The sequence below is a fragment of the Nostoc sp. TCL26-01 genome, assembly GCF_013393945.1.
Lineage (GTDB): Bacteria > Cyanobacteriota > Cyanobacteriia > Cyanobacteriales > Nostocaceae > Trichormus.
The window spans coordinates 5,969,694-5,983,457 of the sequence record NZ_CP040297.1; the positions used below are offsets into that span (position 1 = coordinate 5,969,694).

Genomic DNA, 13,764 nt, shown 5'->3' on the forward strand with positions numbered 1-13,764 from the left:
TATAGTTGGCAAATTTCTCTAGCTTGTCCAACCAAGCAGAAAAAACCTATCAACCAAGAATCAAGTCGGGATTAAGAGGATGTTAAGAAAAGAAGGGAGTGATGGGTATTGGGTATTGGGTATTGGGTAAGAGTTTTACCAATGACCAATGACTATTGACTATTGACTATTGACAAACTCACACCATCTCTCACAAGATGACCATCTTCCATGTAGACAATTCGGTCGGCTATATCTAAAATGCGATTGTCGTGAGTTACTAACAAAATTGTACAGCCTTGCTCTTTGGCTAATTTTTGCATTAATTCCACCACATCACGGCCGGATTGTTTATCGAGTGCGGCTGTTGGTTCATCGGCTAAGACTATTTTAGGCTGACTTACCAAAGCACGAGCGATCGCTACCCGTTGTTTTTGCCCTCCTGATAAGTTATCTGGGTAGTAATTGAGGCGATTTCCTAAACCTACTGCTTCTAAGGCTGCTTGGGAACGACTCAACATTTCTTGAGGGGAAATGTGCGGTTGTATTTCCAAACCCATCCTGACATTTTGTAAAGCTGTCAAGCTACCATGCAAGTTATGAGCTTGGAAGATATAGCCATGATTACGTCGTGCTTGGGTTAATTGTTGATTATTCGCACCGCAGAGTTCTTTACCTAAAATACGTAAACTCCCCGTTTGAGCAGAACGCAATCCACCCACCAAAGTTAACAATGTCGTTTTCCCAGAACCCGAAGGCCCTGTCATAATCACAATTTCCCCGACATTAATTTCGAGGTTGATATTAAATAAAACTTGCTTTCGTAGTTGCCCACTACCAAAGTAATGGTCAAGATTTTGAACCGAAATAACAGGCTGAGAAGTCTTAATAGTTTCCATAGCTAAATTTTCGATTATTTAAAACATATCTGCTGGGTCAGCAGATTGTAATTTCCGAGTAGCGATCGCCCCAGAAAGACCACACATTATAATGGTCAATAATAAAACAACTAATGCCCTAACTGCGGTCATATATATGGGTAAGTTTGTAGCATTAGCTGCCAACTGATAAAGTCCTAAAGGAACAATAAAACCAGGAATAAAACCCAAGGTAGCTAAAATAATTGCCTCTTCAAAAATCACCCCTAGTAGATAGGAATTACCATACCCCATTGCTTTGAATGTGGCATATTCTTTGATATGGGCATTAACATCAGTGGAAAGAACTTGATAAACAATAATTACTCCCACCATAAATCCCATTGACACACCTAAACTGAAGATAAATCCAATAGGACTTTCTTTCTTCCAATAATCTTCCTCCATTTTCACATATTCTGCACGGGTTAAAACCTTAACATCTGCATATTGCAAATAAGATTTTAATGCTGCTGCTACTTGTTCTGCTTCATATCCTGGTTTAACATTAATTAAACCCAAATTAATACTTCCTGGCAAGCGTCTAGGAAATAGGCGCAAAAAATTTGCATCACTAGAAATTAAAGTCCCGTCAGCACCAAAGGAAGCTCCTAATTTAAATACTCCGCTAATAGAAATAGTCCGTTTATCTACTTCTGTAGTTACAGTTCTACCTGCATCAATTTGCTGAAAAACTTCTTGATAATCCCCTCTCGCCCCACGGTCAAATATAAAAGTATCTGGTAATTTAATTTTATCTAACTGATTATTGACATCGGGAATATCCAGCGCAGATTGCTCAGGATTAAACCCAATTGCTTGCACTGAAGTTTTCCGACGAGTTTGGGGATTTTTCCAAGTAACTAACCCGATATACATGGCTTCAGTAGATTTGACACCCGGCACATCAGCAGCTTGTAAGAGTCGCCGCCGAGAAAATGTAGCCATGTTCTGCATATTCCGGCTTTGAGGACTGATGAGGATGATGTCTGCAAGTACTGCCCGATTGAGACGGGTGTTACTGTCATACAAGGCATTTTGAAAGCCCAATTGCATAAACATGAGAACATCCGCAAAGGCAATACCAGATAAAGCAACTAAAAGACGGCTTTTATGATGACTAAGTTGTAGCCATCCTAGTGGTGTGCGTCGTTGTAATTCTTGAATAAATGCCAGCATTTTTTAATTCGTAATTGTTTGGAAGAGTCATTAGTCAATAGTCAATAGTCATTAGTCATTAGTCAGCACTCAGTACTCCTTCACTCCCTCACTCTCTCACTCCCTCCCTCACTACTCAGCACTCAGCACTCCCTCACTTTCTCCTTAAATTTCAATCACGGCTGTGATTTGCAAGTTGGTGAATTTGGCTGCTTTTTGAATTGAGGGGTTGTCTAGTTGCACATGGACTTCTACGACTCTGGAGTCAATGTTTTCGCTAGGATCTGTATTGATAATGTTTTGTCGTTGTACTTTCCAGCCAATCCAATCTACTGTTCCTTGCAATTTACCTGAGAGAGAATTACTGGATATCTGCACTTTTTGTCCGGGGCTGATTTTGTTGATATCGCTTTGATAAACTTCCACCACTGCATACATTTGGTTGGTTTGCCCAATCTCGACGATACCGTTTTCGCTAGATACAACTTCACCAGCACGAGTATGAATATCAAATATCACTCCATCTTGGGGCGATCGCACATACACTTGATCTAAGTTGACTTTTGCTTCTTTGGCTGCTGCTTGCGCCCGGTTCACTTGAGCTTTGGCTTCTGCTACATCCACTGGACGCACTTCTGCTATTTTATTTAAGGTGGCGGCGGCACTGCTGATTTGTTTGCTACCTGTGGAATTAATCCGAGATAAGGCTGTTTTGGCTTCGCTAATTTGCTTACGTCCAGTGCTGTCGATTCGTTGTAAGTTGGCTTGGGCTTCACTCAACTGTTGGGTAACGGTATCTACACTCAATCGCTTACTGTCATAAGACGATTGGGAAATTGCCCCGTCAGAGTATAGCTGTTGATAGCGTTGCTGTTCTACTTGCGCGTTTTTCAGTTCTGCGGCTAATCTATTGATTGTGGCTTGCTGGGCTGATTTTTCGCCTTGCCATTGCGCCTCTAATCTGGCTACTGTTTGTTGCTGTTCTCTCTCGTCACCGATTGTTTGTGCCTGTACACGGGCAACTTCGGCTTTTTGCGCTTCTATTTCACCAACTTTTGCACCTTGTCGCACCTTTTCTAAATTCACCTGGGCAACTTTCACGTCTTCTAAGGCTTCTTGATAAGCTGCCTCTAAGCGATCGCGGTTATCTAAAATAGCAATTACTTGTCCAGTTTTTACTCTATCCCCTTCTTTGACTAACAGTTGCTCAACTCGACTCCCTTGTCCAGATGATGATGGCGCTGAAAGTTTAATGACTGTGCCTTTCGGCTCTAATCTACCCAAAGCTGTCACTGTTTTGATTTGCGGTACGCTGATTTGAGACGTAGGCATAGCCTTGGAAGTCTGGTTTTTACCTTGCAATAGTCTATAGCCTTGAACGCCTGCGATCGCAAAACCCACCGCCGCCGCTAGCATGATTATTTGCCGAGTATTACCTTTGAAGAATTCGGAACCTTGTTCTGCTACATCACGCACCATCAGTCCCCCTTTTTGCTTCGCGCACTAAATAAACTATTTAGTCCATTAACTTAATACTAAACTAAACCGTCTATTACAATAATGTCAATAGTTTGTGAAAAATTAATTTTTTAACGGTAATCTCGGCAATTTGAGTAACTATTAAATATATGAGCAAGAAAAAAAGACAGATAGAAACTGACAACACAGACCGTTTGCAGTCAGTTGAAAAGGTGGATGCGATTTTGGCTGGGGCGATGCAAGAGTTTTTGACTCACGGCTATGCTGCAACAACGATGGATAGGGTGACAGCAGCAGCAGGTGTCTCGAAAACTACTGTCTACAGCTACTTTCAAGATAAGGAAACATTATTTGTGGCTTTGATTGAAAAGCTAGCCCAAGAAAAATACTTAGCAGTCCAAGAACCGCAATTTTTACAAGGAGAACCGCCTGTTGTTCTCCATCGTCTAGCAACAAACATCTTAGATCAAATTAATCAAGCACAAGATTTTTTAAGCTTAATTAGGTTGATTATCGGCGAATCTGGGCGTTTTCCTGCTTTAGCCCGCACCTTTGTCCGCAACATAGACAAACCAGGACTGGAACTGCTAACCCAATATTTTACTAATCATCCCGAACTGCAATTACCTGATGCCGAAGTAGCCGCACGTACTTTTTTAGGTGCATTGGTACATTTCACGATTATTCAAAATATGCTGCATGGTCACGATATTTTACCAATGGAACGCGATCGCCTGATTGATAACTTGATTCAGTTGATAACTGTCAATCTTCCTGCAAACATATCCACAGATCAATATTCTGGAACAAAACAGAAATCATCTAGACGTGAACGTAACTCGTCGGGTAAGTTTAAGATGGACTACGGTACTGAACCTAAGCATTTGCGGTCTATGCGACTGACTGACACCGCATGGGATAAATTAGCAGAACTAGCACAGCAGAATAATTTAACTCGCAGCGAAATGATTGAAATCTTTGCCCGCCGAGGTTTTTTAGCTCATCAGGAAGCGGAATAATTTTGTATATACATGGACAATGATGGAAATTCAGAATAATTGTATATACATGGAAATTTATTAACTACAGAGAACCTAAATCCCTGACTTCTGTGGGCAGGGGTGTAAACTCCTGGTTTAATTGCCGCATCTTTATCAAACGCTGGCTTTCCAGTGCAAAGCTGAAACTTGGCACGAATTACATCATTGATTAATATTTCTCGTTTTGTTGCCATACACATTGCAGTGGCGTGTTGTAAGGCAATATTAAGATACAATAAATTTACGAAAGGTCAAAAGTGTGAAGGGCTGAAATGAGTGGGTGACGAGGGACTCGAACCCGCAACCAATAGATTAAGAGTCTACTGCTCTACCATTGAGCTAGTCACCCACGTTAATAAGCATGATAGCAAAATTGTGGGTGATTTGCCAAGATTGAGCTTATGTGGTGGGCAAATTGATGATAAAGGTGGTCTTACCGGCATCACTCTCGACACAGATGGTTCCACCTAAATGTCTGACCATTTTTTCGACTAGTGCCATTTCTAAGCCAGTGCCGCTATACTTCCACGGATCGCTTTTAGAAATATGATAGAACGGCTCGAAGATGCGCGATCGCACATGAGAGGGAATTTCTAAGCCAGAATTGCTAATCTTTAGTTGGACTGCATGGGCAATGGGGTGAGCAGAAACGGTAATTGCTTCTCCAGAGGGGGTATACTTGCTGGTATGGCTGAGTAATTCGGTGACAATTCGTTCTAACTCAGTGATGTCTGTTTCTAAACGAGTTAATTCTGGGGAAATAATTAAGTTGAGTTGCTGTTGTTGACAACTGCTGAGTTCTCGGAAAGATTCGACAATTGGTGGTAGCCAGGTTTGTAAGTCAATAGAAATTAAAGTCGGGGGATCTGGTTCTGCTTGCAAATAGGTAAGTGTGAGTAAATCATTGATTAATTTGCTCTCTCGACTACACTCATGATGGAGAATTTGTAGCATTTGGGGGATGATTTCAATGTCGAATTTACCTTGGGGTGATAACACACTCTCCAGGGTTTGAGCTGCTAGACTAATATTAGTGATTGGTGTCCGCAATTCATGGGAAAGATTTTTCAAAAATTTGTTAGTGATGCGTTTTCTATCTTCTAGTTTTCTAATTTTGGCTTGGTTTGTGGTGTCTATTCTCGATTGCTGAATTGCGATCGCACAATGATTTGCTAAAGTTTTGACTAGATTAATTTCCCATTCATCAAATATTTGTTGTGTAGGTCTAATTAACCAGATATTACCTAATGTTTCCTGTTGAGTAAATATCGGACAAGCTAGCTGGGTAATCACTAGTAGCTGGGGATGCCATCCTGGGACAATTTCTATTGTTTGAAAATGTTGTTTTTCTAGTAAGGGTTGATAGAATTCACCAAATTCGGTAATTTTTCTAGTCAAGCTTTGATATGTGGGTTGGGTGGCGTGTTCGCAAATAACAGTAGCTAAACTACAGTCAGGGTTGTATAGTTCGATGTAACAGGATTCCAGTTTTAATAACTTGGCTAATTCCTGAGTAATGCTTTCTAGGACTGACATTTCATCACTGCGATCGCGAATTTTTTCAGTGATGTGTAAAACTAGGTTTTGAAAATGTTGGATCTTCTCTATTTGGGCTTGATGCTCTTGTTTTTGCTCTGCTATTTTAGTTTTAAAATTCTTGAGTTGTTGTTGGAGTTTTGTATTTTGAATTGCCATCCCCAATTGAGTAGCTATTTGTTTGAGTAGGTCAATTTCTATTTGTTGCCATTGATGCGGTTCATCGCCATACTGAGCAATTAATAATCCCCACAAATCTTGCTGCAAGCAAATTGGTACAACTAAATTAGCTCTAACTTGCAAGGAGGCGAGAAAGTCTCTTTGACAAGATTTGACTTCATCTGCATAAATATCTGCAATCATATCTAGACAACATCGTCTTTGCTCTTCTCTGTGTTTGGTAAGTCCACAAGGATCATGGAAGCTTTTACCCATTAGGGAAAAATCAGCAAGTACGGTAGATTCGGCGATGATCATACCATGAGTGTCAGATTGCATTTGGTAGATGAGAATGCGATCGCACTTTAAACACTGGCGTAAATCTTTGACTGTCTGATGAAAAATTGTTTCTAAATCTAAAGCATCATGAATTCTTTGAGCGACAGCTGCTAAGATTTGCGCTCCTTCTGCTTGAATTTCTCTAGCTTGTGCTACTTGTTTATCCGGGGTAATATGACTACTAGTGCCAATCAATCGATAAATTCGGCAATTATGATCTCTGAGTGGTGTAAGAGTTGTACTCCACCAAGTTGTTTTTCCCTGAAATTGTAAGCACTGTTCGTAAGAGATGGTCTTGCCAAAGCGCACACAGTCGGTGTAGTGCTGACGTACCTTAGCCGCATCTACAGGCGTAAGAATATCCTCTGGTTTCTTACCCCGAACATTTTCTGAGCTAATACCTACCCATTGTTCATGAGTGGGATTGAGAGCTACATACTGAAAATCCCCGTCTTCTAAAACATCTACCACAAATATTGATGTCTGCACAGAATCATACATACTCAGTAGCAATTGTTCACCACTGTTTTGTTCATCTAGTGCTGTACCGAAAAGAATATGGGGATGTGATTGTTCCTTCAACTTAACGGTTGATTCTGCTGGGTTGATATTCATGCGAGAGTCCCTGTCTGCTATTACTGAACTATCTAGGCGCATTCTCTCGGAATTTTATTGGTAGAATCTGCTTTTTAGCGCCTAAAGTGAAGTTTTGTGAGTATTTACTGACGATATTTTTGCCTTTCTCTATTTCTTACCAGAAATCTAGTCAGGTGAATAGTCATAAATTGAAAAAATCCTGCCCATTGAAGGTTAAAGTACATTTGCAGGTTACTTTAATTCTAATATTATTTATTATTAAGATTTAATTAAAATTCTTACATGAATCCTGGACAAATCAAACTGTAAATTAATTAACGTTATATTTCTTAACAAAGTCATGATTTATTGACAACAAGAGTCAAAGAATCAAAATTGCCAATGACCAATGACTAATGACCCTTAAACAATTGATAAGCATTAATACCTGTAAGAATAGCAACTATCAGCCAAGTAATTGCTAAACCGAGTATTTCACCTACAAATAATTGTGTCAGGCGATGTAAGAGAAAACCTACAGTAGAGCCTATGGGTATTGCTAACGCCCATGTGAGAGAATTAACCAGTATCCATTGCCAAGCCCAAGATTTTGGTTGTCGTATTGCCAACCATTGAGCTGTACCAATGCCAAAACCACCGACTATACCAGACGTGACGCTATAGAGGAGGCGGAGAGGAAGCAACTCTGAATTAGGTACTATCCAACCAACAGCACCAACTCCGAGGATAGTAAGTATTACCCAAGCTATCGGAGTAAATAAAATCCATTTAAGTGTAAAAATGGTGTCTCGAAGAATTAAACTTTGTGGTAAAGCGATCGCTAATCCACCAACAGCAGCCGATATCGCACCAATTTCCGACTGTTCGCCAATTTCCACCCAAAACAAACTCACCACAAATCCACCAAAAGTAGCAAAAATCCACAGTAGGAGAAATTTTAAGGGATATTTGGCGAATAATGGGGGATTAGGCATTGGTCAATAGTCATTGGTCGATAGTCAATAGTCAATAGTCAATAGTCATTGGTCATTAGCAATTCTTACTCCCTCACTCCCTCACTCCCTCACTCTCTCACTCTCTCACTCTCTCACTCAGCACTCTCTCACTCTCTCACTCCTTCCTTCATAGCTGATAAAGGCCTAGCGGCTTTAGTGGGAAACATTTGTTGAAATACTTTACGTCGTTGCTGGGGTGATTCTGGTGTGATGTAACCCCAGAGACTTTCCCAATAGAAAAAAGATACACCAAAAAAAGAGCGATCGCGCACAGCTTGTACCTGTTCTCTAATTTGAGCAATTTTCACAGGGCTGCGTAAAGTCCCTGTAGAGATACCGATACCTACGGGAATTTTAGTCCGGGCAAATTTGACAGATGGTTGTTCTAATTCGTAAATAAAACTGCTTTTGTTGTTGCGGTACACTTGCAAAATTAATTCATCTATCAAACCTTTTTTTACCCAACTTGCCCAATCTTGTAAATAGTATTTGTAGGCAAAATTCTGAGCATTAGGGGATAGAGAAACTTTAGCATTTGGTTTAATATTTTTCACGACTTGAGATATTTTAGTCATGAAATCAGTAATTTTATTAGCACGCCAACTCATCCATTCGGCATCAAAGGGATTATTGGGTGGACTTTTTCCTTGATGTTCTTTTTGATAAAGCTTTACAGTAAATATGTCATAGCCAAACTGTACTGGCATCCCAAAATGATCATCAAGTTGGATTCCATCTACATCATAATTGCTCACAACTTCTGTAATTAGTGATAAGATAAACTCTTGGACTTGGGGATGAAAAGGATTTAGCCAAAATAGTTTATTTGTTTGGTCGCCATCAATTTCTTCTGGTAACATTTCTCTAATAGATAGCATCCCTGCTTGATTATTGGTTAGCCAATCAGGATGACGCTTTGCCAAAACTGCATCAGGTGGTATCATCAAGCCATACTCAAACCAGGGAATAACATTTAAATTTTTAGGTTTAGCCAGTTTAATTAACTTAGCTAAAACATCTTCTCCGCCGTGCATAATATTGAGTAAAGGTTGAGTGTCATCACCTGTAAATGATTTAGCTGTAGCACTTTTATAGAATGTATTGCCTCGATTCCAAACCACAGGATAAATTGTATTAAAGTTGAGTGCTGCTAGTTGGTTAACTGCACGATTGATACCCCAAGGTATGAATAGTACACCACTAGCGACATTTGTTAGCCAAACTCCACGAATTTCTGTTGTAGTTGGTAAACTACTGTTTTGTTCATATTTAGAAAATGAGGGAATGGAAAATCCTGCTAGATACAATACTAATTGCACAAACAGCAAATAAAAGCAAAAAAGTTTAACCAACCGATTCATGTAGAGTTTTATTTTACTGAGAAGGGATATTTATAGCTAGGAAACAAATTACCACCATCCCAGAGTATATAAAACTATCACTATATACATAACAGCGATTAATCACATGATTTACGACAATCTTGGATCAAGAGCGTCTCGTAAGCCATCACCTATATAATTAATACTTAAAACAGTCAGAAATATTGCTGTACCGGGAAAAATTACCATATGAGGGGCAAATTCTAAAAAATTCTGTGCATCGTAAAGCATCCGTCCCCAGGTTGGCACATCAGGAGGGAAACCCAAGCCAAAAAAACTCAATGTAGATTCAGTAATAATAGCTGTACTCACCGAAAGAGTTGCCGCTACCAACACAGGGCTGATGACATTTGGTAAAATATGAATCCAAATTAACCGCTTAGGAGAAGCACCAAGAGCGCGGGCTGCGGTGACAAATTCCTGTTCGCGTACTGTGAGAAAGCCAGCCCTGACTAGCCTAGCAACAGACATCCAGTTGAGTCCACCGATAACTAGCACGACTAAGACAAATATACCGAATTCCGGGCCAGCGATCGCTTTAATCGCATCTCGAAACAAAAATATCACTAACAATAACAACGGCAAACGGGGTAAAGCCAAGCACAAATCAGTCACTCGCATCAACACCACATCCAACCAACCACCATAAAATCCTGCAAGTGCGCCGATAAATATCCCCACCGTCACCGCCACCAACATGGAAAAAACACCCACAGCAATGGATATTCTGCCACCATATAAAACTCTCGCTAATATATCTTGCCCTAAATCATTAGTCCCAAAAGGATGTTGCCAACTAGGAGGAAGAGAAGACTGAGCAAAATCAATTTTATTGATGGGAATAGTATAAACTAATGGCCCCAATACCACACTGAAAATTATCACTATTAATATCACAGCACCCAACATCGCCTGCCGATTTTGGCGAAATTTATGCCAAATTTCTTGAGTGAGGCTTTCTGGTTCTGTATTTTTAAAAAGGATTTCTGAGTTGTGATTAAACCATTGTCTCCACATAACTATGCAGTTTTACTCATTGTGTATACTTAACGCGAGGATCTAACAAGCCATAAAGAATATCAGCAACTAGATTGAAAATTACAATCAAAATTGCATAAATAAAAGTAATTGCCATAACTACAGGCGTATCATTTTTATAGATAGAGTCGATTAATAAAGCCCCAATTCCCGGTACACGAAAAACTTTTTCTGTCACCAAAGCACCAGTAAACACACTAGGAATATCCAAGGCGACTAATGTCACTACAGGAATTAAAGCATTGCGTAAAACATGACGGATAATCACTAAAAATTGAGGCAATCCCTTAGCATAAGCAGTACGCACATAATCTTGATGAACATTTTCTAAAATTTCCGATCGCACAAACCGCATCAGCATCGCTACCTGCCAAAGTGCCAACACCGCAATTGGCATAATAGACTGTTTAATTTGAGCAATAAAGCTCTGCCAATCCGTGATTTGTAAGGTACTATTATAGATAAAAGGCAACCATTTTAATTGAATACTAAAAATAATAATAAATAATAAACCCGTGAAGAAAGTTGGCAAAGAAAACCCAACAAATACTAGAGTAGTCAAAACATGATCAATCACTGTATGCCGCTTTAAAGCAGAAATCACGCCTAAAGGAATTGCTAACAACGCACCTAGTAGATAAGCCAAACCCACCACCCACAAAGTTGTCGGTAAACGTTGTAAAATCAAATCAATAACAGGACTACGACTAGTAAAAGAATAGCCCATGTCTCCTCGAACAAAAGCTATCACCCACTTGATATAACGAATATGTATTGGTTGATCCAATCCTAAAGACCTTCTAATATTCTCCCTCACCTCTGCCGTAATTGAAGGATTGAGGGCAAATTCACCCATCGGATCACCAGGGGCTAATGCTAGAATCGTAAAGATCACAATACTAATAGCAATCAGTGTCGGTATCGCCACCAACAGACGATTAATTAAATACTTACTCATTATTTCCTCAATTCATAGCCAACTGACTCGATAAACACTCCGCGTACCTCTGTCTTGAAAAGTTTGCTCAACGGGGGAAACCCCCGCACGCAACTTTTCGCCGCGCATCCCTCCGCGTACCTCTGCGTTTAAAAATAAATAGCCCTCATCCCTAAAATCTTCTGCGCTACTGCTTCCGTCACAGGCATTACAGATAATCTATTCCCTTGTCTCACCACCATCAACTCCTCAGACGTAAACTTTTCTTTCAGTGTTGTTAATGAAATAGGTTCAGAAAAAGCCTTGACAAATTCTACAACCACTGTTTGCCAACGGGGAGAATCAAGCGTTGATTTTGGATCATAATAATCACTCTTAGCATCAAACTGAGTAGGATCAGCAATACCTGTTTCCACTACACGCATTAACCCAAAAATCCCAGGAGGATTACTATTAGAGTGATAAAAAAAAGCTAAATCTCCCGGTTGCATTTGCCGTAAAAAGTTACGCGCTTGATAATTGCGAACACCATCCCAGATAGCTTGATTGTCTTGCTGTAAATTACTAATGCCATAGACTGATGGTTCTGATTTCATTAACCAATAATTCATGGAATAAAATTGAGAGATGATATAGGAATCCGACTTGATTATTGAGATTTCTTGCGTAGGTAGGTAACAGGTAACAGGTAACAGGTAACAGGTAACAGGTAACAGGTAACAGAAAAAGAAGTAATAGAGGTGTACTGAGTTTTTTTGTGTAAGCACAGGCTACGCCAACAGAAATCAAATATGATTTCTATAAGTGTAGTAAATAATAAGGTAGGGTGTGTTACAAATCAGTTATCAGTTATCAGTTATCAGTTACCACTTAATAAACACTGTTTACTGTTTATGCACCATATTTATCGGTGCGTTAAGTGTTGCTATAACGCACCTGACAATTTAAGGTTTACTTGATAAATCACCTCTTAATGTGCTGTTACTGTCGCTTTTAAGGTAAAAATTTTCTCAATGATATCTTCCACTACTTTATCTGGTGTTGATGCCCCAGAAGTAATTCCCACAACAATCTCACCTGCTGGCAACCAATTGTCTGTAGTGACCAATTCGCCATTTAATTGTCGATGTTCAATGGTATTTCTTGATTTTATCCGTTCGACAATATCAATGTGATAGGAAGGTAAACCACGTTCGCTGGCAATTTGTTGTAATTGGGTAGTATTTGATGAGTTGAAACCACCAATTACAATCATTAAATCTAAATTTTGCTGAACTAATTCCAGCATCGCATCTTGACGTTCTTGAGTGGCATCACAGATGGTGTTGAAGCTTTGAAAATGTCCATTTAATTCAACAGGCCCATACTTTTGTAGCATGGTATGTTCAAACAATTTCCCAATCTGCTCAGTTTCACCTTTGAGCATAGTTGTTTGGTTAGCAATACCCACACGTTCTAAATCTTGGTCAGGATCAAATCCCGCCGAACAAGCTTTCGCAAACTTTTGTAGAAACTCTTCTCGATTACCTCCATGTAGAATGTAATCGGCAACATATTGAGCTTCCTTTAAATTTAAAACAATTAAATATTTCCCAGCAAAAGAACTAGTAGCAACCGTTTCTTCATGCTTGTATTTACCGTGAATAATTGAGGTGTAATCACCTTTTTTATGCTTTTCTACGGTGTTCCAAACCTTCGATACCCAAGGACAAGTGGTATCAACAATTTGGCAGCCTTTATCGCTAAGTATCTGCATTTCTTGCACACTAGCACCAAAAGCAGGCAATATCACCACATCATTGTTACCCACAACAGAAAAGTCTTTCTTCCCAGCTTCCACAGGGATAAATCCTACAGACATTTCTTCCATGCGTTGATTCACAGAAGGATTATGGATAATCTCATTGGTAATCCAAATACGTTCTGTGGGAAAATGTTGACGAGTTTCATAAGCCATCGCCACAGCTCGTTCCACACCCCAGCAAAAACCAAAGGCTTGGGCTAACCGAATTGTGACATCACCTCGTTTGAGGATGTAATTGCGATCGCGTATTTCCTGAATTAAGCTACTTTGGTACTCTGATTGCAGTTGTGTAGCCACTTCTGCCTGATGACCAAATCCTTTACGGTTGTAATTTTCTGAATGTTGTAGTGTCCGTTTAAAAGCTTTTGTATCCATTGCTTTAGTTTTTAGTATCTCCTCTTTCT

At 39.7% G+C, this 13,764-nt stretch carries 11 protein-coding genes and 1 tRNA gene; 1 reads left to right on the top strand and 11 read right to left on the bottom strand.

Annotated elements, in window-relative coordinates; genetic code table 11:
* Window positions 1–152: 152 nt before the first annotated feature.
* The 3 genes from FD725_RS25720 to FD725_RS25730 all read right to left on the bottom strand — a co-directional run bounded on the left by FD725_RS25720 (window position 153) and on the right by FD725_RS25730 (window position 3,533).
* Window positions 153–878, bottom strand: a complete 726-nt coding sequence (locus tag FD725_RS25720; protein WP_179050761.1) for a DevA family ABC transporter ATP-binding protein — start codon at window positions 876–878, stop codon at window positions 153–155.
* A gap of 18 nt (window positions 879–896) precedes the next feature.
* Window positions 897–2,075 (bottom strand): ABC transporter permease DevC, encoded by a 1,179-nt coding sequence (gene devC, locus FD725_RS25725; protein WP_179050762.1) that lies wholly within the window; start codon window positions 2,073–2,075, stop codon window positions 897–899.
* 144 nt (window positions 2,076–2,219) lie between these two features.
* Window positions 2,220–3,533 (bottom strand): ABC exporter membrane fusion protein, encoded by a 1,314-nt coding sequence (locus tag FD725_RS25730; RefSeq protein ID WP_179050763.1) that lies wholly within the window; start codon window positions 3,531–3,533, stop codon window positions 2,220–2,222.
* Between the two features lie 149 nt (window positions 3,534–3,682).
* Between FD725_RS25730 and FD725_RS25735 the strand changes: the two genes are divergently transcribed.
* Complete coding sequence (locus FD725_RS25735; RefSeq protein ID WP_179050764.1) at window positions 3,683–4,552, top strand: TetR/AcrR family transcriptional regulator; 870 nt, start codon at window positions 3,683–3,685, stop codon at window positions 4,550–4,552.
* Window positions 4,553–4,850: 298 nt separating this feature from the next.
* Here the strand turns inward: FD725_RS25735 and FD725_RS25740 are convergent.
* The 8 genes from FD725_RS25740 to FD725_RS25775 all read right to left on the bottom strand — a co-directional run bounded on the left by FD725_RS25740 (window position 4,851) and on the right by FD725_RS25775 (window position 13,735).
* Window positions 4,851–4,922 (bottom strand) — tRNA-Lys (locus FD725_RS25740).
* 50 nt (window positions 4,923–4,972) lie between these two features.
* A complete protein-coding gene (locus FD725_RS25745; protein WP_179050765.1) occupies window positions 4,973–7,222 on the bottom strand; it encodes a GAF domain-containing protein in 2,250 nt (749 codons plus the stop codon).
* A 374-nt stretch (window positions 7,223–7,596) separates the two neighbouring features.
* Window positions 7,597–8,178: a hypothetical protein gene (locus FD725_RS25750; protein ID WP_179050766.1), complete on the bottom strand. Its 582-nt coding sequence runs from the start codon at window positions 8,176–8,178 to the stop codon at window positions 7,597–7,599.
* 128 nt (window positions 8,179–8,306) lie between these two features.
* Complete coding sequence (locus FD725_RS25755; protein ID WP_179050767.1) at window positions 8,307–9,560, bottom strand: glycoside hydrolase family 10 protein; 1,254 nt, start codon at window positions 9,558–9,560, stop codon at window positions 8,307–8,309.
* A gap of 111 nt (window positions 9,561–9,671) precedes the next feature.
* Window positions 9,672–10,598 (bottom strand): ABC transporter permease, encoded by a 927-nt coding sequence (locus FD725_RS25760; protein ID WP_179050768.1) that lies wholly within the window; start codon window positions 10,596–10,598, stop codon window positions 9,672–9,674.
* Between the two features lie 16 nt (window positions 10,599–10,614).
* Window positions 10,615–11,577, bottom strand: coding sequence for an ABC transporter permease (locus FD725_RS25765; protein ID WP_179050769.1), 963 nt, complete (start codon window positions 11,575–11,577; stop codon window positions 10,615–10,617).
* A 128-nt stretch (window positions 11,578–11,705) separates the two neighbouring features.
* Complete coding sequence (locus tag FD725_RS25770; RefSeq protein ID WP_179050770.1) at window positions 11,706–12,167, bottom strand: EVE domain-containing protein; 462 nt, start codon at window positions 12,165–12,167, stop codon at window positions 11,706–11,708.
* A gap of 359 nt (window positions 12,168–12,526) precedes the next feature.
* The gene (locus FD725_RS25775) at window positions 12,527–13,735 is read right to left on the bottom strand and encodes a 4-hydroxy-3-methylbut-2-enyl diphosphate reductase (protein ID WP_179050771.1); all 1,209 of its coding nucleotides are present in this window, start codon (window positions 13,733–13,735) and stop codon (window positions 12,527–12,529) included.
* Window positions 13,736–13,764: the final 29 nt, after the last annotated feature.